Genomic DNA, 24,450 nt, shown 5'->3' with positions numbered 1-24,450 from the left:
TTTAATATTAAAGACAGGAGGAATTTTAATGTCTAGAAAGGATATTCAAAAAAAAGAGGTTTTCTCTTTACGTAAATTATCTATTGGGGTAGTTAGCGTCGTAATTGGTTCTTTCTTCTTTTTGCCAAATAGTAATGATCTAGTACACGCAGATGAAATCAAAGAACCAGAATCGGCCTCTGTGGATCAGGCTACGCTAGATAAAGTTGGTGAATTGGCTAGTAAGACGCATGTACTTAATCAAATTTCACATGATAATGAAGCTACTGTTGCTAGTGAAGCTGTTACACCCCAAAGTGCAAGTGAATCAACTGTAGACCAAGAAAGTACAGCCAGCGCAGATGCACTTAGCCAATCAGCGCCTTCTATTAGTGAAAGCAGTCATGCAAATGAATTAGTTTATAGCGAAGAAACTAAGAATAGTAGTGCGGAAATTACTTCCGCTAAGGCAACTGATTATGTAGATAGTCAAGGATCTAGCGATAATAAGCAAGCAGAAAATAAAGTTGCTACACAAACTACTTCATTAAAGTTAGATACGGCTAGTTTCCTTGCAACTGGAGCTGATAATTCAGCAGCACTTGCTCAATTAGGTGAATCAAAAGCTGAAACTAATGCGACTGATTTTTCACAATATGTTGATAATGCTAATTCAATGGCATCAATTGCTACAAGTCTTGCAAATCAAGCAGATTTATCTAGTGCTACGACTGCATTGTCTAATGCTGCTAGTGTAGCTAATTCAATTTCTAGTTTTGATCAACAAATTACAAACTCAATTCCTACGATTAGACCAGATTCAAGCTATACTTTAACCGGATTTCCACCTGATGCGGTTCAAGATGATATGGCGTCTTTAGCCGATCTTTATAATGAAAGTGAAGACGACGACGGAAATCCAATAACAATTGCAGATTATATTAATAATTCATTGGCAAGTGCAGCTGCAGCAGCAAGTAGTGCAAGTAGCCTCGCTACAAGTATTGCCAGTGCCGTTGCTAAATATGATAATGAGACAAATGCAGATTCAAAAGCGAGTTTGGCACAAAGTTTAAGTGCAAGTCTTGATAGTGCGATGGCTTCAGTTGCGAGTTACGCAAAAGATACTATTAGCTTTGTCCAAAATGCGCAAAGTCAGTATCTCTCAGCAGCAAGTACTGCAACTAGTTTAACGGCAGATATTATTAGTGAAACAGCTACTGCTCTAAATTCTATCGCAAGTGTGGCCACCAGTAATGCACCATTAGCAACTTCAGTAGCTAATGAATTGAGCAGCTACAGTAGAAGCTATCCAAACGGTATTACAGTTTCTGGATATCCGATTGGTACTTCCACTAGTAATATAAAGCCTGTGGAAACTAAGGTAGATTCTTTGTCTAGTGTAGCCGACAGCGTTGCCAGTTTAGCTGTAGGTCTCTCAAATGTTGCCAGTTCAGCTCGTGAAACAGCCGCACAGTTAAGTTATGCAGCTATTGATGAAAGTGCTATGCATAGTGCTACCAGTGCAGCAGCTCAAAAGGCTAGTGATTTAACTGCAGCTATTGAAGCTTTAAGCCAAAATAATACTAGTGAGGCGGCTGCAAGTTTGAGTGCCGCTGCAAGCAGTAATACTGATTTTGCAAATATTAATAATCAAATTAATAATTTGGTACCAATTCTTGATAAAACTAGCACTTCAAGCCCAATTGGGGTAGCCCAAAGTATTGCTAATCAAGCAAGTGCACTTGCAGGAATTGGTGAAGCTGCAAGCGTATTTGCAAAGAAGGAAGGGTTAGCCGCTGCGCAAATCCTGCTCTTCGAAGTCCAAGTGGCAGCTGCTAAGGAAACAATTACAAGTGCTGCAAGTGCTGCAAGTAGTGCTCAAATTGCTGCTTCTAGTGCTACCGCTTCAGTAGCTACTAAAAGTAATGCAATTAGTCAATTAGTTGATCAGTATCCAGATCAATTAGCCTCTTATGCTAATGCAGCAAGTAGTGCATATAGTATTTCATCTAATGCAACTAGCGATGTTCCCAGTCAAGGAACAAAAATTGATGCCGCTTCAAGTAGTGTTGCAAAGGCAACAAGGGTAACAGGAAATAATAAAGGTAATGGTGCTATTACAAACGCTGCGAATGCTCTTGCTAAGGATGTTAATACGGCAAATCAAATGTATAAAGCGGCCCCTGATACAACGGCCGCACTGGAATCAGTTTTTTATCCTGTTTTATATAGCTCCATGGCAACTCTGCCTCAACAGCTAGCATCTTATGCTAGTGAGGTAAATGCAGTAACCAGTAGTGCTGCTGCCGCTCAGCTTGCAGCTTCAAGTGCTGAATCTGATGCGCAAAGAGCTCAACAAGCAGTTGCTGATATTGATTTAGCTTATGCCAGCGCAGCATCTGCCTACATTGATCTTAAGTCAGAAGCAGCTTCAAGTGATGCTTCAAGTGCTGCTGTTGATTCTACTACTGCATCAAGTGCAACTAGTTCTGCACAATCTGCTCAAGATGTTGCAAGTACAGCAGCTTCAAATGCAAAGGATAACTTGTCTAGTGCAAATAATGAAGTTAATAGTGCTGCAGATGATTTAAATAGTCTCACTAATTTATCAAGTGCAAATGCGGAGAATAGAGTAGTAGCTGACAATTTAACCAAAGCTACAACAGCTAAATCTAATGCAGATAGCTATGCCAAGGTAATTAGTGGAGCTACTGATCTTGCCAGTTCAGCTGCTGCAACTGCTGCAAAAGAGACAGCGAGTGCTGCCGCTGCAAGTAGTACTGCCTCCCAAGCAGCAAGTAGCGCAGCTAGTTATGCTGCTCTTGTAGATACTGCTAAAGCAAATGGTGACACTTCGGCTGCAAGTAGTGCTGCCTCCCAAGCCGCTGCCCAAGCAGTTATTGCGTCCCAAGCTAAGAGTGCTGCTCAAAGTGCCGCAAATGCTGCAAGCTTAGCTCAGTCAACTGCTAATGCAGCATTAGCTTCAATTGCAAGTGCTCAAACTTCACTTACCAGTGAAGCAAACAAAATTGTGGACTACTTAAGTGCAGCTCAAACGAATGTTGAACAAGCTAGTGCTGCCAGTTTAGCTGCTAGTCAAGCAAATTCAGGAGCAGTTAGCGACAAAGCAACTACTGATCAAACTCAAACTAATATTAATAGTGCTGCCACAGATATTAAGACGGCAAGTAGCGCGGCAGACTCAAGCGCAACTCAAGCAGGTTCATACTCAGCTAGTGCTGCCAGTCAAGCTGCCTCATTAGCTACCGATCTTACTTCTTACTCAGATAATCCAATTGTTGTAAGTGCCGCCAGTGCTGCTAAGAGTTTAGCTGCCGTTTCAAGTACAGCCGCAAGTAATGCTGCTGTTCAAGCCCAAACAGCTAAAGATTTAGCCTCAACTGCTGATTCATTAACTGCAGCCGCAAGTAGCGCAGCTACTAATGCAAGTAGTGCCGCCAGTGCTGCAAGTAGTGCTAACGATGCTGCAAGTAGTTATGCTGCTTTAGGTAATATTGCCAAGGCTCAATCTGCTGCTAGTACCGCCAGTGCTGCAAGTCTAGCTGCAAGTACAGCCGCAAGTAGTGCCGCTGGTTTGTTAGCAGACGCTAAGAAGACTTCTGAAAGTGCCGCCAATGCTGCTAGTGCTGCTGATAAATATGCTAGCGATGCAAAGGTTGCTGCTGTAACTGCTTCGGTAGCAGCTAGCGATGCAGATCAAGCAATTTTAGCAGAAAGCTATGCAAGTAATGCTAATAACCAAGCTAGCCAAGCACAATCAAGTGCAGCAAGTACTGCTATTGCTTCAACTGCCACTTCATCAAGTGCAGCTCAAGCTAATGATACAAGTAGCCAAGTTTCTGATACTGCGTCAAGTGCTGCCGATAATTCAAAAGCAACCAAGAGTACCGCAGATGATGTAGCTTCAATGGCCAGTGCACACCCAACTAACTCATTAGTTTCAAGTGCATCAGTTAAGGCAAGTAGTGCCGCTAATGCTGCAAGCAGTGCCGCAGCTAAAGCTTCAAGTGCTGCAACTGTTGCAAGTGATGCTGCAAGTAGCGCAACTATTCAAAATTCAGTTGCAAGTAGTGCCGCTGATGTCGCAAGTAGTGCCGCTGCTAAAGCTGCCAGCGCTGCTAGTGATGCTGCAAGTTTTGCCAAAGAAGGTAATGTAAGTGCCGCAAGTAGTGCCGCCGCTGTTGCTAGTGCCGCAAATTCAGCTGCAGCCAAAGTCTCAAGTGAGGCTAACGCGGCCAGGGTTGCTGCTAGTCAAGCAAATTCAATTGCCTCAAGTGCTGCTCAAGATGCAACTTCTTATGAAACTGCAACTTCAACTGCTTTGAACCACGCAAGTGAAGCTAAGAGTGAAGCCAGTGAAGCCATCAGAGGGGAAATTGCTGCTAGCCAAGCTAGTGAAGATGCTAAGGAAGCTGACACGGCTTCAACAGCTGTTAACTCGTATGAGGTTGTTGCAAGTAGTGCCGCCAGTGTTGCTAGAGACTACAATAGTCATGCAAATAGCGCATCAACTCAAGTCGGCCACACTGCTGAAGATACTAAAGCTATTGCGGATCAAGTAGCTTCAATGGCAAGCGAGTATCCAGATAATGAGGTCGTATCAAGCGCAGCGTCTGCCGCAAGTAGTGCAGCTAAATCAGCTAGTGAAGCCGCAAGTAGTGCAGGTAGTGTTGCAGCTGAAGTAAGTGCCGCAAATTCAGACGCTGCAGTTCAAAAATCAATTGCTGCTGATCAAGACCATGTTGCTAGTGAACAAGCAAAACTTGCAAACAGCGCCGCCAGTGCCGCTGATAGTGCTTATAAGGCAAGCAATGCTAGTGCAGCTGAAAGCTTAGCTACTATTGCCAGTGCTGCTAAGAGTGCCGCGCAAAGTGCCGAAGTCATTGCTTCAAGTGCCGCTAGTCAAGCGCTTGTAGATGAAGAAAAAGCTAAGAAGTTAATTGGTGATCTTGATAGTTACTCCGCTTCTGCTATGAACTTTGAAAGTCAAGCAAGTGAAGCTAAGAGTGCCGCAATTGCTGATTTAACGGCGGTAACAACTGCAGATTCATTAGCAAGTGGTGCAGCCAGTGCCGCTAATTCATCTTCGATTAAAGTTAATGATTACGCAAAATCAGCAGCAGTTGCATCAACTGCTGCATCCAATGCAACGAGTTCAACAACAGACTCTACTAAGTCGGCTGCTAGTGATTCCACGAATGCTAGTGAAACAGCCAGTGAGGTAGCTTCAATGGCTTCAGCTCATCCAACTAACTCATTAGTTTCAAGTGCTGCAGTAGTTGCCAATAGTTCTGCTAAGAAGGCAAGTAGTGCCGCTAGTGCCGCTAGTGTAGCTAAATCTAATGCGGCTTCAGCAAGTAGCGTTGCAAGTCAGGCTTATGAAGATGCAAAATCAGCGGATGTGATCGCTGAGAGCGCTGCTAGTGTTGCTAATGCTGCTAAGAGTGAAGCAGATTCTGCGTTTAACACTGGTGATATTTCAGCTGCAAGTACCGCTGCTTCCCAAGCCAGGAGTGCGGCTAAGGATGCTAGTACTGCGGAAAGTGCCGCTCGAGCTGCTGCAAGAAAAGCAAGCAGTGCTGCAAGCATTGCAAGCCAAGCTGCCAGTGCCGCAAGTTCAATGGCTGAGATTGCAAGTCAGGCAAGTAGCAGTGCCAAAGTAGCTAAGAGTGAAGCCAGTGAAGCCATTGTAGGTGAAATCGCTGCCAGCCACGCAAGTTCTTCTGCTAGCGAAGCTGCTGTTTCTCATACTAATGCAACTTCTGATGAATCAGCTGCTGCTAGTGCTGCCAGTGCCGCAGGCAGTTATAGTCAGAGTGCGGCTGATCTTTCAAGTACTGCAACTAGTCAGGCCAATGCTGTTCAAAGTAAAGCAACTGATGTCACCAGTTTAGCCAGTGCGCATCCAACTAATAGTGGAGTGGCCAGTGCTGCTAAAAAGGCTAATAGTGCCGCTAGTGCTGCGAAGTCAGCAGCAGCTGTTGCAAGTAGCGCTGCCCAAACTTCATCAAGTGCCGCTAGTGCTGCCGTAATTCAAAAGTCTACTGCTAGTGCACAAAACAGTATTGCTAGTGAACACGCAAGTACTGCTATGGACTTAGCAAGTCAAGCTGATAGTGCCGCAAAAGCAAGCAACGCATCTCTAGCAGTAAGCCTGGCAAGTCAAGCTGCCAGTGCTGCAAGTGAAGCAAGTAGTGCTGCCCAAGCTGCTAGTGCTGCTGCAAGTGAAGCGCTTGTAGATGAAGAAAAAGCTAAAACTTCAGCTGAATTGGCCGCCAGTGCTGCCGTTGATGTTGCTAACTTTGATAGTGAAGCAAGTACCGCAGCATCTGAGGCGCAAGCTGCTATTGATTCTGAGAATCCAGGTTCAGAACCAAGTTCAGGTTCTTCATCAAGTGCTAGTTCTAGTTCAGCTTCAGAACCAAGTTCAAGTGCTTCATCAAGCACCAGCTCAACTTCTACCGTTTCTGGTCAACCTGTAATAAATAATTCTAATACTAGTGGTAAGGATCAAGTGGCTATTGATTCAAATAATAAAAATAACGAGAAGCGCTTACCACAAACTGGCCAAGCTAATACACCTGTTGAAGGTATGCTTGGATTATTAATTGCAAGCATAGGCAGCCTTCTAGGGTTAGCAGGAACTAAGAAGCAAAAAAAGCAGGATAATTAGTAGAATGAAAGGTTCTTCGTCAAACAGTACTAATAGAAAAATTAAATAAATTTCAATTGAGCAGCTCGTGCCTGAACTTTGGCGCAAGCTGCTTATTTATTTCCCCCAATTATTGTGTTGATCATGATTGTAAAGTTGCCTGATTTTAATGAAGAGATGGTAATTAACACTACTTTGCGTGCCGTTAGGGAATCTTAACGGAGAATATTGAAAACAGGGTTTGCTGTCCAAGGAAGCAATGACGGACGATTAATGATCATAACTTTAAAGCATTAAATTCCGTATTTAATAAAGTTAAAAGCCTCTATAATAAATATAAATTTAATTAAAGAGGCCCTAGTTAGATGAATATCCAATTTAAAAAAGCGGCACATAAAGATTTACCGCAAATTGTAAAAATATATAATCAAATTATTCCTTCTCGGCTTGCAACTGCTGATTTAGATTCTGTGAATGTGGAACAACGCGAAGAATGGTTTGCATCTTTTACTCCTACTCATCCTTTATGGAAAATTGAAAATGATGAAGGACAGATGATTGGTTGGGTCGGTCTGGAGCCATTTTATGGACGACCAGCCTATGAGCATACAAGTGAAATTGCAATTTATATTGACCAAAATGTCCGACATCAAGGAATCGGTCGACAAGCCATAGAATTCGTAATTAGTCAGTTACCCCAATTAAAAATTTCAGCGATTGTTGCTTATGTTTTTGGCCATAATATCCCTAGTTTAAAACTCTTTAGGGAATTCGGCTTTGAAGAGTGGGGGAAGTTACCACGGGTGGCTGAATTAGACGGTATTCAACGTGATTTGGTTATTCTGGGTAGACGATTTGATCTCTCAGTTTAAATTTAATACGAGCTAAAATCTTCTTTTTTGTGTCAAGAAGGTGTACTATTTCTAAAATCCATAATTCTTCTTAACATGGGGAATTTATTACGTGATTTCTCGGGATCTTTCAGAAATTCTCGGATTTTGAGTAAAATAATAATGGTTTATAGTGGTAGTTGCACAATCTGTAATAACCACTAGGAATTTTTGTTGTATAATAAAAGCCAACCAGTAGTTGGGATGCTTGCCTCCACTGCTGATTGGCTGAAATGACTACTTAAGAAGTAAGTAGACTAGGACGGCGAGGACGAGAACGCCCCACAAGTTAAAACGGATTTTGAAGTACAAAAGGATAAGAAGTAACTAGCTTATCTGCTTGTATTCTTCTAGAGGGTCTTCGCAATGAAGACTCTTTTTTATTATCAGTGCAAAATCACGATAAATTGCACCGATAAAAGTATGCTATACTGATTACAAGTTAATTCAGAGTGGGACAAAATAACCCGGCACTTCATTTGAGGTGTCGGGTTTCTCATTTATTTTTAATTTTATTTATTGTATGGTAGAATATCATCAATTTGAAACTATACCAATTTGCTTTTTTGACCTTTAAAATAATTTTAGATAGCTTTTAAATGGTAGCAAATTTTCGTCATTTTCTAGTATTTTGTCGGTAGTTTCTCGGATTTTACTAATAATTTTGGAACTCTAGATCCCTTGCTAGAGTAAGAAAGAGGTTGATATAAATGAGTTTAGACACAGCAATCTTTGCCGGCGGGTGTTTCTGGTGCATGGTTGAACCGTTTGATACCTATCCGGGAATTAAATCAGTTGTTTCTGGGTATACGGGGGGACATGTTCCTTCCCCTACTTATGAAGAGGTATGTTCAGGCAAAACTGGTCATACGGAGGCGGTAAAGATTACCTTTGATCCAGATGTTATTTCATATGATGACTTGGTAACAATTTATTGGCATCAAACAGACCCAACAGACGCGATGGGACAGTTTCAGGATCGTGGGGATAACTATCGTCCAGTAATTTTTGTTAATAGTCCCCAACAACGTGAAATTGCTGAAAAGTCAAAGGCGACCCTCCAGGCTAGTGGGCAATTTGGTAATGATAAAATTGTTACTCAAATTGAGGATGCTAAGCCGTTTTATCCTGCTGAAGATTATCATCAAAATTTCTATAAAAAGGATCCGCAACGCTATGCCCTTGAAGAAGCAGGTGGTCGGGAGCAATTTAAGCGAGAACATTGGAAGAATAAAAATTAAGATCACAAAAGCTCTCACGACAAACCTGTCGTGAGAGCTTTTTACAAGATTATGATGCTTAGTAGGATTGTGAACAATTACCGAATTTCATATGGTCACCCCCTAGTTAACGGTTAAATCAACGTTACCAAGATCATGGTCAAACTTAACTTGCCAATGGCCTTTCTTAAGGTAAGGTGGTAAAACAAAGGTCCCGGAAGAAACTAACTGACCTTGTTTAAACTGCTTACCTTGTTCTTCAAGTTTACCAACTAACCATTGGAGAGATTTAAGCGGGTTTCCAAGAACTTCTTTAGAGTTACCTTCATCTAATTTATCATCATTAAAGAATAATTTCGCGTTAACGGTAGCAACGTCGGCAACATCGGAAAAGACATTGGTTGAAGGAACTTCTTTTCCGTAAACGACTAAGCCACCAACAGCGCAGTCTGCCATCACATTATATTTGCCGAGGCTTGGGAACCAGTCCTTAAAGCGGGAGTCAGGAACTTCAAGCGCACCGGCAACCGTTGTTTTTCTTAAAAGGTCTTCCAGTGAATCTTCACTAGTCAAATCCTCAGTTGCCCGAAAGGCAAGCTCAACTTCAACTAATGGATCCATTAAGTCACTTAAACTGACGGTTGATGGAGCAGGGAGAAACTTACGGTTAACCTGTTGGCCATATAAGGGTGAATTAGCAGCAAACATATCCTGGGTTTGCTTACTTGTAAGTGATACCTTATAGCCGCCAACCGGAACTCCTTTAAGTTTCATGACTTCATCTTGGACGGCGTAGGCAGTGTCATCATCTTCTACAACGCCTTTCCACTCAGCTTCAACTAAGGGGTTACCGGTTAAATCAGCGTTGTAAAGGGCTTCAGCAAATTCTTTTTGATTAGTGGTTAAAGTTGTCATAATTCATTCCTCCAAATTTTCCTTATGATTCTCATCACCATCAAATTGCCAACACTGGTGAGAATCGTTATTAATTATAATTTCTTTTTGAATATCATTAATGTCACTAATGTCGCTAATATCACTATCTTTCATGATCCTCACCACACTTAAAGTAAATTTCAAAGTAAACAAAAACCCCCCAAGCATAAATTAATTATGCTTGAAGGGCGACGTTGCCGCGGTACCACCTTCATTTATGGAGAAATAGTCCACCTTATACCAGACAAGAAGTATCTGGAGCCAGGGTAATGGTTGGCAGCCAGGCAAGCCTTACTTAATTCAGGAGCCAATTCACAGGGGATTTAATATTAACTAACCATGCTTAGTTCACACCAACCACTAAGTCTCTGAACTAGTTAGCTAAACTGTTTCCTGTTCAAGATCATTAACGTGTTTACATTTGATGCTTCACATTCTACTCATTAAATTTTAATTTGTCAACAACCAAAATAAATTTATTTGACTTGTTATTGTGCATTTATATGTAGAAATAATCTTGCTAATCCGTTGAAATAACTATTTATTCTAATAGGGGGTTCACAAGTTAGAATTTGTATTGTAAACTACTCAACAATTACAAAATGATTAGAAAACAAGGAGTGGTAATTATGTTTAAATTTTCTAAAAGAGTTCCTGCTGACGGTACAGATGCTGTTGGGGCAATCTTAAAGGCAGCTGCTGATCCGAAGATTATTTCATTTGCGGGTGGTTTACCAGCTCCTGAATTATTTCCTGTAGAACGGATGAAAAAAGCGACCGATAAGGTTTATGCTGAACACGGTCGTCAAGCACTTCAGTATGGTGCTGCAAAAGGTGTTACTGAGCTTCGTGAGCTAATCCTGAAGCGCGTTAAAGAAAAAGAAAATGTCGAAGCCAGTCTTGAAAACGTAATGGTAACGACCGGTTCTGAACAGGCAATTGATCTGGTTGGGAAAGCGTTTGTTAATCCTGGGGACACGGTTCTTGTAGAAGAACCAACTTACCTTTGTGCTTTGGATGTTTTCCGTTCCTATGGAGCTAACTTTGTCAGTGTGCCGATGGATGAAGATGGCATGAAAATGGATGCTTTGGAAGAAGCGCTCAAGCAGCATCCGGAAACCGCTTTAATTTATACAGTTCCTAATTTCCAAAATCCTACGGGACGAACAATGCCAGCTGACCGACGAAAGAAATTTGCAGAGCTAGCAGCAAAATATGATGTACCGGTTCTTGAAGATAACCCTTATGGTGACATCCGCTTTGCTGGTCAACATGTTCCTTCTGTTAAGTCATTTGACCGTGCTGGCAAGGTCTTTTATATGAGTACTTTTTCTAAAATTCTTGCACCAGGTTTTCGCCTTGGTTGGCTTGTAGCTGATCCTAAGGTAATTGAAAAACTAACGGTCCTTAAACAATCGGCGGATCTTCATACGGATAACTTGGTCCAATATGTCGTTACCGAATTCTTTAAGGAAAATGATGTTGATGCCCACGTTAAAGAAATTAGTAATCTTTATGGTAAACGCAAGCAATTAATGATTGAAGGGATTAAGAAGTACTTCCCAAAGAATGTTAAGTATACTGATCCGGAAGGTGGAATGTTCTTATGGGTTGAAGTACCAGGGGTTAACGACACAGTTGAACTCTTTAAACAGTGTCTTGAACACGATGTTGCCTTTGTTCCTGGTGATCCATTCTATGCTGGAAAGGCACAACCGGGAACCTTCCGTTTGAACTACTCTAATATGCAGGAGGATCAAATCAAAGTAGGATTAAAGCGGCTTGGTGAAGCGTTAACTCAGGCATTAGAACATAAAGAATAAGAAGATTTTACAAGGAAGAGGCTGATATTTAGTTCAGTCTCTTCTTTTGGTCTTTTTATACGGCATGCTTTCTTTAGCAACAATATAATTGTAAAATATAAGTAGTTAAATAGACGGAAGAATACAAATAGAAAGGGTTGAAACTATGCGAAAACCATTCATCGTTGCCAATTGGAAAATGCACAAAAACGTGAGGGAATCAGTTGACTTTGTTAATCAGATTAAGTCAAAATTACCAGATCCTAACAAGATGGAAGTTGGAATTGCGGCTCAGGCGTTTGCTCTTCCTAGTATGGTTGAGGCTGCTGGAAAATCTGGTTTGAAGATTATTGCTCAGAATGCCGCTGCGGAATACTCAGGCCCGTATACTGGCGAAATTAGCCTTCGAGGACTTTCAGATGCAGGAGTGTCATACGTGATGCTAGGGCATATTGAACGACGGCGATTATTTGGTGAGACGAATGAAAACGTTCATCAAAAGGTCCAAGCTGCCCTTCAACGAGGAGTTACCCCAATCATTTGTACTGATGAAACAATGGTTCAACAGGTAGTTAACAACGAAATTCATTATGTTTTTCATCAATTAATGACAGTGCTTCACGGAATTTCATTAGACCAGATTAAGCAAGTTGTTATTTCGTATGAACCTAGTTGGGCAGTCGGGGCTGGACAACATGCTAACCCAACCTTAGCGGAAGAAGGATGCCGGTTAATTCGGCAGACGATTGCTGAATACTATAGTTACGAGATTGCTGATAAGATTCGGATTTTGTATGGGGGAAGTGTTAATCCGAATAATATTAAGGATATCGTTGATAAACCTGATATTGACGGGGTCTTAATTGGCCGAGCCAGCTTAGATTTGGATAATTTTCTTAAAATGATTTCTAATGCTCAATTAACCATAAAAGAAGAAAAAAAGTAATATAAAGGGGAAGCAATTTCTCGCGCCCCACAAGCATAAATAGGTCTTCAATGTTTGGCTTTATTGCCAAGTACTGAAAACCTATTTATATCCCAGAGCCTATTCGAAAGGCTAACTATTTATCGTCATTCTTTTTCATTTCTTCACGAGTTTTAACATCATTAACGTGAAGTTCAAACTTAACTAGTTTTAGTCCGGTCATTTTCTCTAAGGCATTTTCCACTTCTTTACAGACAGCGTCAAAGATTTCTGGAGCACTTTTACCATATTCAATCGTTGCGTCCATTTTGATGGCAACTTGTTTCTCACCAACGTCGGCATTAATTCCTTTAGTCATATTACTATTGGAAGAAACCTTGTCGGCAAATTCTGAAAACATATTGCCATCTAGAGAAATAATTCCCGGGACGCGAGTAGCTGTAATCCCAGCGATCTTTTCAATTACGCTGTCATCGAATGTTAAGTGTTGATCAACAGTTGCTTTAGTTGAGTTTAAATTAGTGTTTGTAGTAGTCATAATTAATTCCTCCTTAGAAATTATTCAGCAAGTTTAGCGCTTAATTTGTTAACGATTTTTTTGAATGAGAAACCGCTGAGGTCGAGTGCTAGTCCAATTAGAGCAAAGATAGCAGTAGTCAAAAGGATGGCTAATGCTGCCCCAAAGCCCCAAATAATCCAGCTAATACTAAGTACTAATCCGGTGATTGCACCAATAAGGACGAGTTTCATTTTAGTTCCTCCTTTTAGGATTAAACGACAATAACAGTTTTTTTGTAATTATACGGTTCAAGTTTTACCTGAAGCTTCCGCAGACCAATGGTAAAATTAGTCTGTAAGTCATTTTCAATTGCGTCGGTTAAAGAAGTTTTCAACAGTTCTGGGTTTGAATGAGTTGAAAGCATCCCCGTAACAGTAACATCAGCTTCCTGACGGTTTTTTAGCAGCTTAACCTTGGCTGTTGGATTATATAAACCAAAGCTGGATAAGCTAAGACAGATACTTTTTTCAACTGCAGCTCTGTCAACCGAAATATGTCGGGCACCATTACGGGCAATTATTAATTGCTTACTCGTTGTTGGCCGGAAGATTGAACTCCCCATTACGATAATTGCCATCAAGATGATATAACTAGCTAAACCAATGATGGTATATTGTCCAGGGGTGGTTAACAGCCAACGGTTCAGTTCTAGTGTCCAGGGTTCATGACGGAAAATCCAGAGGAGGATTACTATTCCCCCGATTAACCCTTGAATTAACATTGTCAAAGTTATCCACCACTTTTTCCAATTAGCCATTAAAACATCACTCCTTTCGTTATTACGGGCTTTGTTTTTGTGTATCTTAACTTTACCATGAATGAAAGGGCTTTACATTAGATTACAAACTGATATAAGAATTTCTTATACAGGTGATCATCGATTCTTCATATTTGGTTATAGGTAGCGGATAAAATTAACAAAAGGATGGGATTTGTTGTATAATTTGTTTGATTCTATTTCGAAATGGGGATGAGAAAAATGATGATTCGGAAGGCAAAGCAAAAAGATTTAGCAACCATCTTGGAAATCCTTCGTGACGGGCGCAACCAATTAGCCGAACGAGGGGTCGATCAATGGCAGGGGGATTATCCTAATGTTCAGCATATTCAAGAAGATATTGATAATGGATATGCATACCTGGTTAAGTCAGATGACGGAATGACTGTGGGGGCAGTTGCCATTGTTAATTCGCCGGATCATGTTTATGATCATATTAACGGAAAATGGTTAATAAATACGGATGATTATGTTACTATCCACCGAGTAGCAATCCATTCGAGCCATGCTGGTAAGGGCTATGCATCAAAGCTTTTTATTAGTGTGATTGATTATTTAGAGAAGAACCGTCCAGATGTAAAGTCAATTCGTCTCAGTACTAATGAAAATAATCTTGTTATGCAACATATCGCTGAAAAGAATGGCTTTCAAAAGGTAGGGACAATGCCAGGGGCATATCGCCCAACAGAACTTTCTTACGTTTACGAATTACTAACAAAGAACCATGCATTAGTTGGGGAATAAGGTAAAACTAAAGGCCGCGGATTCAATAAGTGAATCTGCGGCCTTATTATTACTTATTAATTTGTTGAGCGTAATTACGAGCATTGTAAAGCTCATAGACAATGATTGTTTCAATCAAGGTAATGATACAAATCAAAAGGAAGGTGTATATTTCAGGAAGAATAAAGAGCAGGATTAATAAGATCCAAGAGAACCAACTCCACTGAGTTTCGATTTTAACAACTCGTTGAACTCGCTTTGTTGGGGTAATTCTTCCAGAACGTTGAAAAATATCACGAATTTGAGCAAACCATTTAACTTCGAAGAAACTTTCAATCATAAAAATGACGATTAAAGCCATTAGGTAAATATGTGCCATCTTTTTGGACTCCTTTAAGCATGATGCAAAGTTAAGTTTAACTGTTTCGCTAATAATAAGCAAATATCAAGTTACTTAATTAACTTCGCGTTAACCCATCGGGAGACGGCAATTGATAATGCTACTCCCAGGGCAAGTGGAATAAAGGCGGTAAAGTTCAAATGACACACTTCAAAGAGCATAAACATTGACATAAGTGGGGCTTGTTGGGAAGCAGTAAGGAAGTATGCCGCACCGAGAACAGCGCATTGGGTAATGGTCACTCCGGGCATAATTTGAACATAAACCATCCCCAAGAAAACCCCGATCACGGCACCAAGGGAAATGGAGGGCGTCAAGATACCACCATAAGCCCCGCATTTAATACTAAAGATGGTTACCACGGCCTTAGCCACGAAGCCAAAGAGAAGGGCGAGGATAACACTCTTATTAATGGTAGTGGTGTTCATTGCTAATTGAGCTAAGCCCCGACCATTTCCCATTATTTGGGGGTAAAAGGCGGCGATAGCGCCCGTGATAATTCCCATTAATGGTAGTTGGTAAAGGACGTTTTTGGTAACAGCCCGATTAGCACTAGCTTTTTTGACTCCTAGTTTGAAGTAGGAACCAATAATGCCGAGAAGCGGGGCAAGAATAATTACGATTGGTAAAATTCGTAGAGACGGAAAATTTTTAGAACCCACTAAGTAGTACGGTTTATATCCCTTAACGATTGAACCGATTAAAGTAGCAATGATAGACATAGTTAAACTAACGGATACGACTCGAGCATTAACTTTTTTATAAAGAAGTTCGATCGCAAAAACAGCCCCGGTAATTGGAGCAATATATACCCCTGAGAAACCAGCTCCAGCAGCACAAGCAATCAACATTTTTTGGTCTTCCGGATCAAGCTTTAAGTACCGGTTATTAGCGAAGAGATGTTCCCATTTTTGGGCAATTGCAGCACCAGCTTCCCGTGGGGCTAATTCACGACCGATGGAGTTCCCAGTCCCAACATAGAAGATTTGGGTAACGACATGAATCATGGTCTTTGCTAAAGGCATCGTTTTTCCCTCAATCGCTTTGCTAATTCCTACTGGACGGAATTTTCGCTGCAAGAAAAACCATGAAATTGCCGCAATTGCGGCCCCAATAAAAATAGAAATGAACCGGTGTCCTGGACCAATAAAGATAGCGACAGGGAACTTATTAGTTTCCTCAAAGTTAAGGAAGTATTTTTCCGATAGGTCCAAGAGAATACTTAATAGTAATGAACTTATCCCGACAATTACACCGAGAACAACGGTGGCAATAATTAACGGGACGTTTTTGGACATTGACTTCATTTTTCTTTTTTCTCTCCCATATATAATTAATTTATACCTTGTTAGTTTATAACATCGGAAATTAGAAATAAACCCAATTAATAAATAAGCATCTGCAAAGTTCAAAATAATACCATAATTATTTTGGCTTACAGATGCCTGATGTTGGTTAATAAAGTTGTTTAATTTGCTGGATGGTTGAAGTAATATCTTGACTATCAAGAACCATAGAAATTATTGATAGCCCACTAACGCCTGTCTTAAGAACTGCCGCCATATTATCCAAATTTATGCCACCAATTGCAACTAACGGGTGGGTGCTTAGTTCAGTTAAGTTTTGAAGTTGGGTAAGACCCAAAGCTGGATCGGCATCTTGCTTTGATGTCGTTTCAAAAACTGGGCCGCAACCAATATAGTCAACTTCGGGGATTTGGTTGGCTGCTTTAATTTCGGCTGGTGTATTGCAGGAATAGCCGATCATTAATTTACCATTAGCCTTTTCAATTACCTGATGAATTTGTTCATCATCTTGGCCGACATGGACACCATCAGCACCTACGCGAAGAGCCATTTCAACATCATCATCAATAAAAATAGGAATCGAGTATCGCTTTCCCATTTCAACTAATCGTCGTGCCATAATTAAGCGGGCATCAGCGGTCATTGTTGAACTATCTTTTTCCCGGTATTGGAATGCAGTGATTCCTGCTTGCATTGCTTCTTCAACCTTGTCGAGAAATTCGTAAGAATCATGGTGGGTATCCTGAGTACCGCCAACAAGGTAAATTTGTAACATTTGAGGATTAAATTTCATTTTGTTCACTCCTTATTTTTGCCCAATGGTTTAGTGGACCATGTCCGTGACCAACATTAATTCCCTGCTTAATAGTTGCCTCAACATATGCTTTGCCGATCCGAAGAGCTTCTTCCATTGATTTTCCCTTAGCTAATTCAGCAGTGATACATGAAGAGATTGTATCACCAGTACCGTGAGTGTTTCGAGTCTTCTTCCGCTTAGAAGTTAACCAAAACGAGCGACCATTTTCTAATAATACATAATCATTAGCTTCATCTTCACTAGAGAAGTGACCACCCTTAACGAGAACATTTTTGGCACCCATAGATTGAAGTCGACGCCCAGCCGTAGCCATGGTAGCTTCTGTGGTAATTGTCATTTGCGTTAATTCTTCAGCTTCGGGAAGATTGGGGGTAACTAAATCAGCAAGTGGTAATAATTGGTCACGAACCACATCAATTGCATCATCACTTAAAAGTTTAGCACCACCTTTAGCAATCATCACGGGATCTACAGTTAATAAGCCAAAATTATAGCGTTTTAAATTATTAACAACGGTTTTGACTCGGAGTGGATCGGCTAACATCCCCGTTTTGCATGCACTAATCTTAAAGTCAGCTGCTAGTGATGCAAATTGTTCATCAATTAATTCAGGTGGCATTGCTAACGCATCTTGAACACCAAGAGTATTTTGTGCTGTAACTGCCACTACAACCATGGTGGCAAAAACACCACGCATCTGCATTGTCTTAAAATCGGCAGATATGCCAGCACCACCACCTGAATCAGTACCAGCAATTGTTAACGCTTGTGGAAAGTCATTTGTCATTACTTGTTTTCTCCTTCTTTATAAGAATGATAGTACTTCATTTGGGTCCAGAGTAGTGAGTTCATCCATTAATTTAACTTGCCATTGTCCGAACCCCGTTGCTTCTCGTGCTGCCTTAACCCCGGCAGCTGTGAAAAATTTTGTTGCCGTACAAGCAGCCAAATAGGGGCTATCGCTTACACTTAAATAGGCCGCCGTAATACTAGAAAGCATATCACCGCTACCAACATTAGTTATAAAGTAATTAGTAGAGAGGTGATTAATGAATTCGTTATTCCCGTCCGTTACAATATCTGTATTACCGGTCAGGACAACCGTGCAATGGTAAGTCTGGGCAACTTTCTTAGCTATTTTATGAATATTTGCTTGGCCGGAACCACCATCGATTCCATGAGAACTCCAATTAACGTTAGCAAGTGCAGCAATTTCACCGGCATTACCGCGAATAACGGTGAATTGGTAATTCTGAAGAAGGTTTTTGGTCACTGTTAATCGGTATTGGCTGGCACCAACGGCAACTGGATCAAGGACGACTGGCTTCTGATCCCGGTTTTCCTTTAAGACGGTTGTAATTTCTTCAACTTGTTCCTTATTGATTGTTCCCAGGTTAATTGTGATTGCATTTGCTAACGTTACCATCTCATTAGCCTCTTGGGGCGCCAGTGACATGATCGGGGAGGCCCCAATCGCACTTAACGCGTCCGCAACTTTCGCCGGGGTTACTGCATTGGTGATTGTTAACACAACTGGATTCTGCTGGCGAACTTGTTCTGATAAAGTGAGTTCTAATGTAGTCAAAGTTTCACTTCCTGGATAATGAAAAAGCTGTTAGTTACTCGTTAACTAACAGCTTCATTTTTATATTGAGTTAGCATTTTCCTTGCGCAAGTACTAGCTTAACAGGTTCAAGGGTCCGTATATCTAAATACATCTCAGTCTGGCAAACAGACACCCCTAATGCTGCTTATTAACATGCTTTTATAATAACACAGAAAGCGTTTTTAGGCATTAAGATAGTCAATTAATTTTGGTAACAATTGTTTTGTTTCTCGTTGACCTGTTTCGTATAGTTGACGAATCTTTTTGACGTTACTTTCAACCCGACCTACTTTCACAGGGTGTTGGGGGGCAATATTAAATATCTGCCCCGTTTGTTCAAGGTGTTCAATTTGAGCAATTTGTTGATTATAGACTTCGGGACGACGAATTCCTGCTTCAGCAAATTCTGGGTAATCCTTGAAATAGTGACGGTATAGCTGTTGGACTGGACGACTAGAAGGCTTTTTCCGGTAATTAATATCGCGAGTACGGACAACCACGATTTTATCGTAGCCTTGTTCCTGAGCGACATCAAAAGGAATTGAATCGGCAATTCCTCCATCTAGACAAAGACCATCGGGAGTCGGTGCGGGATCCATCATAAACGGCATTGAACAAGAAGCAATTAATACCTGGGTCAACTTTTTACCAGTAAAGTCAGTAAATAAGGCCTTTTTCCCATCTTGAAGTTTAGTAGCAACGGCAGTGAAATGGGAAGCAGATCTAATATAAGCTCGTTCATCAAAGTTCTGCCACGACAGTCCATGATCTTCAAATAGGTAATTCATGTTGATTACTTTTCGTTTAAATAACCTTGCCATTGAAATATATTCGTGATCATGACGGTGATTAATATTAATATTGGCGCCACGGCCGTATTGTTTGGCGACAAAATTAACTCCGTTTAGTGAACCAGCTGAAACACCAATTACGCTGCTAAATTCGATGTGGTTAGCAAGAAATGTGTCACAAACTCCAGCGGTATATTGACCACGGAAGGCGCCACCTTCAAGAACTAGTGCTGCATTATATAGCATTAATTTCACTCCTTAATATTATTACTAAGTTATTGTAAAGCGATAGTGATTAGAAATTCAATCTTTTATTGGTCTTCTGCCAAAGTGGCAAACTCTTGCAGAAATTTTTCCATTACTGGGGTGATTACCGTATTTTTTCGCCAGGCAAGGACGTGCCCCGTTTCTTTATGTGGAGAGAAAGGAATAAAGGTTAATTCTGGATCGTGAAATGAATCAACAATTCCTTCGATTCCTAACAAATAATAGTTACCGGTTTTAAGAAGTTTGTACGCATTGCTGGGTAAGTTATTGGTTGCCATGACGTTTAACTTTGTTTGGTCGAGTTTAAGAACATCGCTAATCTCATCGCGAACAATGTTACGAGTGGGAACGATTAGTGGTAATTTATAGAGATCATCTTTAGTGATTGTTTTTTTCTTAGCTAACGGATCTGAACTTTTAACAATTAATCCCCAACGTTCATGGACCGGTAAAACAATAAAATTATACTTTGCTGCTTCCACAGGCTCGATCAGGACAGCAAAATCATCTAATCGTGAATCTAGGCGTTGACGTAAGAGATCGCCATTACCATCATAAAGATTAAATTTAACATTCGGGTATTTTTTCTGGAAGTTACTTATAATTTTCATTATGAGTTTAGATACATTTGAAACAACACACCCAATGTTGATTACTCCGGTTAGTTCTTTTTCGGTATTTTGTAATTCTTGTTTAGTTTGGTTAACTAAGGAAAGAATTGTTGAAGCGCGTTGTTGAAAAAGCGCTCCTTCATTAGTGAGTGCCATCTGCCGTTGTTGGCGGTCGAAAAGTGTTACACCGAGTTCCTTTTCAAGTTCGATTATTTGACGAGAAAGGGTTGGCTGTGTGATGTGAAGTCGTTGGGCAGCTCGGGTAATATTGTTTGTCTGTGCTACAGTTAAGAAGTACTTGATTACTCTGGTATCCATATTTATCCCTCAATCCAGTTAATTGATAGATAAAACCATTTTAAGCTAAAATTATAATAACGTAAATCAAGAAAGCTTGACTATAGAAAGCTTTCTATAGAAGAGGAGAACAATAATGTCACGAAAAGTATTAATCTTATATTATTCTCAATTTGGGAATACTGCAAAGCTTGCGAGCGCGATTCACCGCCGAACAGGAGCGGATATTCTTCGGTTACAAGTTCCTGAAGGCTATTTTCCCGAAAATATGGAAGAAACGGATCAAGTTTTTAAACGGGATAATAAGGCGGGGAAATTACCCCCAATCACAACTAAGCTTCCGGATCTTCACTATTACGATACAATCTTAATTGGTGGACCAGTTTGGGACGGCAAAGTGTCCTCGCCAATTTTGAAGCTTCTACAAATGATACCCCATTACCAAGGAAAAGTAGTGCCGTTTAGTACAGGGTGGAGTGATTCTAGAAAATACCAGAATGATTTTATTATGCATGCAGGCAAATTAAATGTGACTTCTGGTTATCACGTATTAACCCACGGTTCTCCCCAGTATAGTCCGACTTCTCTAACTTCATGGTTACGAAAGCTCTAATTCAAATAGCGAATAATTTTTAAGTTATAATAAGCATTATACATACCGCAACTTTTTTTGTAAGCTTATAGTTAATCGAAACATTTAATATCAAGGAGGAATTCAAACTATGGCAAAGAATGAAAAAGCGGTTAAGGACGATATGTTTGGCTTTGGAGATAAGAATGTAGCTTTCGCTAAGTACTTTATTGGAACAAGCTACTTAAACGGGTTAGTATCGCCTGATGATAATATTGATATCAACGTGGCGAACGTTAATTTTGAACCAGGCTGTCGGAATAATTGGCATATCCACCATGACGGTTTTCAAATCATTATGTGTACCGCTGGTGAAGGCTGGTACCAAGAAGAAGGAAAGTCGGCTCAATTATTAAAGCCCGGGGATGTAGTAGCCATTCATGAGGGTGTAAAACATTGGCATGGGGCTACTCAAGATAGCTGGTTTTCCCATATTGCAATTACGAAAGGGACTAGTGAATGGTTAGAACCAGTTGATGAAGATTACTACGATCAGTTAAGCGATTAGTTAGTTAATCAGAAATAGCTAAAAACGAGTTAGCAAAATAAGGACTTTGTTACCTTATTTTTGTTAACTCGTTTTAATTTTTGTGATCCTGATAGGGGATATTGACCATGTTCATGGTTTCTTGGCAACTCTTCATAATTTCTTTTTACAGAAGAATAAATGACATACCATTAGTATCTAATATTCACTTTTGGTGCATAATTATTGTTTTCTATTAAAGAACTTTCTCTTGATTAGTATACTGCGAATGTTAATAAATTCGCACAAGGGTGATTTTATGGTAAAAACAGTTCTTTTTCATGGCAATAGAGTAAGCATAAATAAATTAGCTAATATATATGAATTACCAGCTAAGGAAATTAATTTCAGATATCAACATGGATGTAGAGAAGATAATCTTGTGGTTAAGCGTATATGCGAAGAATCTCCTTATAGTTTTGTTAAATTTAAAAATAAAAAGATAACAATTAAAGAATTGCTATCTAAGTATCCATATCTGAATGTTTTCATTGTTCGGAGTAGATATAATCAAAAGAAAAATTTAATAACTCCTCCTTGATTATCAAATCTTCAGAGATCCTTGTTCTATTTTGTAAAGTTTCATTAGTTCTACGGGTGATTTTGTCTGGGATAACCCCATTAAACGTTTAATATCGCTAATGCCAACTAAATTACTACTACGTCCCCAAAGTACCAAAATATTTATAATACCTTGGACATAAATATTCCTAACAAATATTAAGGTCAAAGAATTATCTTTAACCTCCTCATTATTATTGAAAAGATAAGGAAATCGTAAATCAAATTCACGATTTCCTAGGTTGATGATTTTTCTTAAAAAATAAATATCACCATTTGAGGATAACAACTGAGAAAACTCTTTCTTGTTTTGGTTGCAGTAGTCAATAGTATTATTAAATGCCGTATCTGCTAATTCATTAATTTCATCTGCAGAAGGGATATGATTTAATTTAGTTAGTTTTTCTCTATCGAGCGATAGACTTTCTTTTAATCCCTTAATCAATCTACTTTCGATAGTATTTATTAAATCATGCTTGTCATTAAAATAAGTATAAAATGTCCTTTTACTTACTTCGGCGGCTTCCACGATGTCATTAACACTACATTTAGCGAACTCTTTAATCTCTAAAAGATTTATAAAGCCCTCAACAATTCTTTGTTGTGTTGTTATTGATCTTACATCCATACATTCCAATCCTTCCTTTCAGAAAGATTATAACTTAATAAATGAAAGAGATTAACGCTTTTGCACATTTAGTTTAATAATTAAACACAATGGATAAATAATGGTGAATTATCTATTACTAGTTTCCGGTTACTGCTATATTAATGACAAATAAGTCAAATAGTGGTGAAGATAATGAATAAGGAAAGATTGAAGAAATTGATTAAACGAATTGAAATATTGTTGATAATGTCCACTTTTCAAAATTTGCTAAGAGAATCTCTTCACCATTCCTCGAGGTACATCGGTGCTATCTTGATACCATCATTAGATATAAACCTCCCATTAGCAAATTATACTGATGATAATATCTATACATTTGGGGCGGGGATGCTGGAACCAGAGAATATCAATAGTAGTAATCCTTTAGTTATAGGAGCTCATAATCTAGGTTGGAAAGGTAGTTCTGCATTATTTACTCCTATCGCTTTTCACCGACTTTATGGTCGAAAGGTTATTATTACTAATTTCGAAGAAGTTAAGGAATTTAAGATTACTAGTAAAAAGATTATTGCCCCAACTAACGTAAAAGAGGTTTTCAAAGGAACCAAAAACTCACTATCATTATTAACTTGTACCTCTAATAACAAGAATCGCATATTAGTAAGAGCAGAACTAACTAAGACTTATTCAGCAAGATCCTTAAGTTCAAAGTTTAAGCGAGAGTTATCCCAAAAATATAGGGTTAATTTGGCTAATTAAAGTCTTTTTTAGAAAATCATTGTTATATTTCGGTTATCCGTCAATTAGGTTGATGGATGGCGATGCCACTCACAGAAATGTAGGTGGCATTTTTTTATGCAATAAATAAGCAAACTCTAAAGTAGATAAATTTAGCTTGAAACTGTGATCTTTGACCATTATTTTATTTTGAATAATTGTGATAGGAATTAAATAATTAAACAATTAGCTTAAACTTATTAAGCGATAAGTATAGTGGGGGGGGTGCGTCGTTTCGCTTTTTTGCCCTTAATAATTTTTTTGCAACTATATTTGTTAATATAACAGCGTTTTTTAAAAAATTTAACTTATCGGTTGCAAGTTTAAAAGCAAAGAGCTATGATACTTAGTATAGATAGATAAGTTAGATATCATTATCTGACAGGGAGGAATTCTAATGTTTTCTAAAAATAATTTATATGAATTAATGCGTAAGCAAGAGGCTAAAAAACAACGGTTTACTATTAAGAAGTTAACCGTTGGTGTGGCTTCGGTCTTAATTGGTTTCACTTTTATGGGAGTGAGTGCATCCGCTAGCGATAATGCACCAGCTCCTACATCATCACAAGTGACAAAGCCTGTAGATGTTAATACTCTAGCAACCTCATACAAGAGTGATCCGGTAACGCCAGCTTCCCAAGGAGGAAGCGCAGTAGCACCGGCTCCTACATCATCACAAGTGACAAAGCCTGTAGATGTTAATACTCCAGCAACCTCATACAAGAGTGATCCGGTAACGCCAGCTTCCCAAGGAGGAAGCG

The 24,450-nt window shown here is 39.6% G+C and carries 24 protein-coding genes and 1 riboswitch; of the genes, 11 read left to right on the top strand and 13 right to left on the bottom strand.

The genetic code is table 11. The features are described 5' to 3' along the window. Positions 1-28 precede the first annotated feature (28 nt). The 3 genes from H5R64_RS02770 to msrA all read left to right on the top strand — a co-directional run bounded on the left by H5R64_RS02770 (position 29) and on the right by msrA (position 8,786). Positions 29-6,676 (top strand): YSIRK-type signal peptide-containing protein, encoded by a 6,648-nt coding sequence (locus tag H5R64_RS02770; protein WP_182582786.1) that lies wholly within the window; start codon positions 29-31, stop codon positions 6,674-6,676. Positions 6,677-7,020: 344 nt separating this feature from the next. After that, positions 7,021-7,527 (top strand): GNAT family N-acetyltransferase, encoded by a 507-nt coding sequence (locus tag H5R64_RS02765; protein WP_182581406.1) that lies wholly within the window; start codon positions 7,021-7,023, stop codon positions 7,525-7,527. A 728-nt stretch (positions 7,528-8,255) separates the two neighbouring features. Further along, positions 8,256-8,786 carry a peptide-methionine (S)-S-oxide reductase MsrA gene (msrA, locus tag H5R64_RS02760; protein WP_182581407.1) on the top strand — a complete coding sequence of 177 codons (531 nt, stop codon included), beginning with the start codon at positions 8,256-8,258 and terminating at the stop codon, positions 8,784-8,786. A 102-nt stretch (positions 8,787-8,888) separates the two neighbouring features. On the opposite strand, the gene H5R64_RS02755 is transcribed toward msrA, so the two are convergent. Together H5R64_RS02755 and H5R64_RS08645 are read right to left on the bottom strand one after the other, a co-directional pair. Continuing rightward, positions 8,889-9,680, bottom strand: a complete 792-nt coding sequence (locus H5R64_RS02755) for a 2-keto-4-pentenoate hydratase (RefSeq protein WP_182581408.1) — start codon at positions 9,678-9,680, stop codon at positions 8,889-8,891. Between the two features lie 3 nt (positions 9,681-9,683). Further along, positions 9,684-9,815, bottom strand: a complete 132-nt coding sequence (locus H5R64_RS08645) for a hypothetical protein (protein ID WP_259409224.1) — start codon at positions 9,813-9,815, stop codon at positions 9,684-9,686. Between the two features lie 515 nt (positions 9,816-10,330). On the opposite strand from H5R64_RS08645, the gene H5R64_RS02745 reads away from it, so the two are divergent. Beyond that, positions 10,331-11,524 (top strand): aminotransferase-like domain-containing protein, encoded by a 1,194-nt coding sequence (locus H5R64_RS02745; RefSeq protein WP_231797933.1) that lies wholly within the window; start codon positions 10,331-10,333, stop codon positions 11,522-11,524. Between the two features lie 145 nt (positions 11,525-11,669). Next, entirely contained in the window at positions 11,670-12,449 is a 780-nt protein-coding gene (tpiA, locus tag H5R64_RS02740; protein ID WP_182582726.1) for a triose-phosphate isomerase, read from the top strand. A gap of 115 nt (positions 12,450-12,564) precedes the next feature. Here tpiA and H5R64_RS02735 read toward each other — a convergent pair whose 3' ends face one another. From H5R64_RS02735 to amaP, 3 genes are read right to left on the bottom strand one after another with little or no spacing between them, the layout of a single operon-like run. After that, positions 12,565-12,966: an Asp23/Gls24 family envelope stress response protein gene (locus H5R64_RS02735; protein ID WP_182581411.1), complete on the bottom strand. Its 402-nt coding sequence runs from the start codon at positions 12,964-12,966 to the stop codon at positions 12,565-12,567. Positions 12,967-12,986: 20 nt separating this feature from the next. After that, a complete protein-coding gene (locus tag H5R64_RS02730) occupies positions 12,987-13,178 on the bottom strand; it encodes a hypothetical protein (RefSeq protein WP_182581412.1) in 192 nt (63 codons plus the stop codon). Positions 13,179-13,198: 20 nt separating this feature from the next. Beyond that, on the bottom strand, positions 13,199-13,744 hold the full coding sequence (gene amaP, locus H5R64_RS02725; protein ID WP_182581413.1) for an alkaline shock response membrane anchor protein AmaP: 546 nt from the start codon (positions 13,742-13,744) through the stop codon (positions 13,199-13,201). A 222-nt stretch (positions 13,745-13,966) separates the two neighbouring features. On the opposite strand from amaP, the gene H5R64_RS02720 reads away from it, so the two are divergent. Continuing rightward, positions 13,967-14,509, top strand: coding sequence for a GNAT family N-acetyltransferase (locus tag H5R64_RS02720; protein WP_182581414.1), 543 nt, complete (start codon positions 13,967-13,969; stop codon positions 14,507-14,509). Positions 14,510-14,558: 49 nt separating this feature from the next. Here the strand turns inward: H5R64_RS02720 and H5R64_RS02715 are convergent, their stop codons facing one another. The 7 genes from H5R64_RS02715 to H5R64_RS02685 all read right to left on the bottom strand — a co-directional run bounded on the left by H5R64_RS02715 (position 14,559) and on the right by H5R64_RS02685 (position 20,605). Then, entirely contained in the window at positions 14,559-14,867 is a 309-nt protein-coding gene (locus H5R64_RS02715) for a hypothetical protein (protein WP_182581415.1), read from the bottom strand. Positions 14,868-14,938: 71 nt separating this feature from the next. Next, positions 14,939-16,195 carry a chloride channel protein gene (locus H5R64_RS02710; protein ID WP_182581416.1) on the bottom strand — a complete coding sequence of 419 codons (1,257 nt, stop codon included), beginning with the start codon at positions 16,193-16,195 and terminating at the stop codon, positions 14,939-14,941. A gap of 148 nt (positions 16,196-16,343) precedes the next feature. Next, positions 16,344-16,988 (bottom strand): thiamine phosphate synthase, encoded by a 645-nt coding sequence (gene thiE, locus H5R64_RS02705; RefSeq protein WP_182581417.1) that lies wholly within the window; start codon positions 16,986-16,988, stop codon positions 16,344-16,346. After that, on the bottom strand, positions 16,978-17,799 hold the full coding sequence (gene thiD, locus H5R64_RS02700; protein ID WP_182581418.1) for a bifunctional hydroxymethylpyrimidine kinase/phosphomethylpyrimidine kinase: 822 nt from the start codon (positions 17,797-17,799) through the stop codon (positions 16,978-16,980). The genes thiE and thiD overlap by 11 nt, the downstream gene beginning before the upstream one ends. Before the next feature lie 18 nt (positions 17,800-17,817). Further along, on the bottom strand, positions 17,818-18,597 hold the full coding sequence (gene thiM / locus H5R64_RS02695; RefSeq protein ID WP_182581419.1) for a hydroxyethylthiazole kinase: 780 nt from the start codon (positions 18,595-18,597) through the stop codon (positions 17,818-17,820). 61 nt (positions 18,598-18,658) lie between these two features. Continuing rightward, positions 18,659-18,765, bottom strand: a riboswitch (TPP riboswitch). Positions 18,766-18,800: 35 nt separating this feature from the next. Further along, positions 18,801-19,655 carry a patatin-like phospholipase family protein gene (locus H5R64_RS02690; RefSeq protein WP_182581420.1) on the bottom strand — a complete coding sequence of 285 codons (855 nt, stop codon included), beginning with the start codon at positions 19,653-19,655 and terminating at the stop codon, positions 18,801-18,803. Positions 19,656-19,720: 65 nt separating this feature from the next. Continuing rightward, positions 19,721-20,605, bottom strand: coding sequence for a LysR family transcriptional regulator (locus H5R64_RS02685; RefSeq protein ID WP_182581421.1), 885 nt, complete (start codon positions 20,603-20,605; stop codon positions 19,721-19,723). Positions 20,606-20,720: 115 nt separating this feature from the next. On the opposite strand from H5R64_RS02685, the gene H5R64_RS02680 reads away from it, so the two are divergent. The 3 genes from H5R64_RS02680 to H5R64_RS02670 all read left to right on the top strand — a co-directional run bounded on the left by H5R64_RS02680 (position 20,721) and on the right by H5R64_RS02670 (position 22,282). Then, on the top strand, positions 20,721-21,197 hold the full coding sequence (locus H5R64_RS02680; RefSeq protein ID WP_182581422.1) for a flavodoxin family protein: 477 nt from the start codon (positions 20,721-20,723) through the stop codon (positions 21,195-21,197). A 109-nt stretch (positions 21,198-21,306) separates the two neighbouring features. Then, the gene (locus H5R64_RS02675; protein WP_182581423.1) at positions 21,307-21,723 is read left to right on the top strand and encodes a cupin domain-containing protein; all 417 of its coding nucleotides are present in this window, start codon (positions 21,307-21,309) and stop codon (positions 21,721-21,723) included. A 277-nt stretch (positions 21,724-22,000) separates the two neighbouring features. After that, the gene (locus H5R64_RS02670) at positions 22,001-22,282 is read left to right on the top strand and encodes a hypothetical protein (protein WP_231797934.1); all 282 of its coding nucleotides are present in this window, start codon (positions 22,001-22,003) and stop codon (positions 22,280-22,282) included. 3 nt (positions 22,283-22,285) lie between these two features. Here the strand turns inward: H5R64_RS02670 and H5R64_RS02665 are convergent, their stop codons facing one another. Then, a complete protein-coding gene (locus H5R64_RS02665; protein ID WP_182581425.1) occupies positions 22,286-22,930 on the bottom strand; it encodes a TetR/AcrR family transcriptional regulator in 645 nt (214 codons plus the stop codon). Positions 22,931-23,104: 174 nt separating this feature from the next. Here H5R64_RS02665 and H5R64_RS02660 point away from each other — a divergent pair, with 174 nt between their 5' ends. Next, positions 23,105-23,671: a class A sortase gene (locus H5R64_RS02660; RefSeq protein WP_182582723.1), complete on the top strand. Its 567-nt coding sequence runs from the start codon at positions 23,105-23,107 to the stop codon at positions 23,669-23,671. A gap of 415 nt (positions 23,672-24,086) precedes the next feature. Beyond that, on the top strand, positions 24,087-24,450 hold a 364-nt coding region (locus H5R64_RS02655; RefSeq protein WP_182581426.1), incomplete at its 3' end, for a YSIRK-type signal peptide-containing protein.

The sequence above is a fragment of the Limosilactobacillus fastidiosus genome, assembly GCF_014145505.1.
Lineage (GTDB): Bacteria > Bacillota > Bacilli > Lactobacillales > Lactobacillaceae > Limosilactobacillus > Limosilactobacillus fastidiosus.
This window is presented reverse-complemented; position numbering and strand designations above follow the sequence as displayed.

What these genes read in the sequence shown, in the direction of transcription:
- H5R64_RS02680 (WP_182581422.1), top strand. Translation starts at nt 20,721, where the DNA reads ATGTCACGAAAAGTATTAATCTTATATTATTCTCAATTTGGGAATACT.
- H5R64_RS02690 (WP_182581420.1), bottom strand. Translation starts at nt 19,655, where the DNA reads ATGCTATATAATGCAGCACTAGTTCTTGAAGGTGGCGCCTTCCGTGGT.
- H5R64_RS02755 (WP_182581408.1), bottom strand. Translation starts at nt 9,680, where the DNA reads ATGACAACTTTAACCACTAATCAAAAAGAATTTGCTGAAGCCCTTTAC.
- H5R64_RS02765 (WP_182581406.1), top strand. Translation starts at nt 7,021, where the DNA reads ATGAATATCCAATTTAAAAAAGCGGCACATAAAGATTTACCGCAAATT.
- thiD (WP_182581418.1), bottom strand. Translation starts at nt 17,799, where the DNA reads ATGACAAATGACTTTCCACAAGCGTTAACAATTGCTGGTACTGATTCA.
- H5R64_RS02675 (WP_182581423.1), top strand. Translation starts at nt 21,307, where the DNA reads ATGGCAAAGAATGAAAAAGCGGTTAAGGACGATATGTTTGGCTTTGGA.
- tpiA (WP_182582726.1), top strand. Translation starts at nt 11,670, where the DNA reads ATGCGAAAACCATTCATCGTTGCCAATTGGAAAATGCACAAAAACGTG.
- H5R64_RS02735 (WP_182581411.1), bottom strand. Translation starts at nt 12,966, where the DNA reads ATGACTACTACAAACACTAATTTAAACTCAACTAAAGCAACTGTTGAT.
- msrA (WP_182581407.1), top strand. Translation starts at nt 8,256, where the DNA reads ATGAGTTTAGACACAGCAATCTTTGCCGGCGGGTGTTTCTGGTGCATG.
- H5R64_RS02770 (WP_182582786.1), top strand. Translation starts at nt 29, where the DNA reads ATGTCTAGAAAGGATATTCAAAAAAAAGAGGTTTTCTCTTTACGTAAA.
- H5R64_RS02730 (WP_182581412.1), bottom strand. Translation starts at nt 13,178, where the DNA reads ATGAAACTCGTCCTTATTGGTGCAATCACCGGATTAGTACTTAGTATT.
- H5R64_RS02660 (WP_182582723.1), top strand. Translation starts at nt 23,105, where the DNA reads ATGAATAAGGAAAGATTGAAGAAATTGATTAAACGAATTGAAATATTG.
- thiE (WP_182581417.1), bottom strand. Translation starts at nt 16,988, where the DNA reads ATGAAATTTAATCCTCAAATGTTACAAATTTACCTTGTTGGCGGTACT.
- H5R64_RS02710 (WP_182581416.1), bottom strand. Translation starts at nt 16,195, where the DNA reads ATGAAGTCAATGTCCAAAAACGTCCCGTTAATTATTGCCACCGTTGTT.
- H5R64_RS02685 (WP_182581421.1), bottom strand. Translation starts at nt 20,605, where the DNA reads ATGGATACCAGAGTAATCAAGTACTTCTTAACTGTAGCACAGACAAAC.
- H5R64_RS02720 (WP_182581414.1), top strand. Translation starts at nt 13,967, where the DNA reads ATGATGATTCGGAAGGCAAAGCAAAAAGATTTAGCAACCATCTTGGAA.
- amaP (WP_182581413.1), bottom strand. Translation starts at nt 13,744, where the DNA reads ATGGCTAATTGGAAAAAGTGGTGGATAACTTTGACAATGTTAATTCAA.
- H5R64_RS02715 (WP_182581415.1), bottom strand. Translation starts at nt 14,867, where the DNA reads ATGGCACATATTTACCTAATGGCTTTAATCGTCATTTTTATGATTGAA.
- H5R64_RS08645 (WP_259409224.1), bottom strand. Translation starts at nt 9,815, where the DNA reads ATGAAAGATAGTGATATTAGCGACATTAGTGACATTAATGATATTCAA.
- H5R64_RS02665 (WP_182581425.1), bottom strand. Translation starts at nt 22,930, where the DNA reads ATGGATGTAAGATCAATAACAACACAACAAAGAATTGTTGAGGGCTTT.
- H5R64_RS02670 (WP_231797934.1), top strand. Translation starts at nt 22,001, where the DNA reads ATGGTAAAAACAGTTCTTTTTCATGGCAATAGAGTAAGCATAAATAAA.
- H5R64_RS02745 (WP_231797933.1), top strand. Translation starts at nt 10,331, where the DNA reads ATGTTTAAATTTTCTAAAAGAGTTCCTGCTGACGGTACAGATGCTGTT.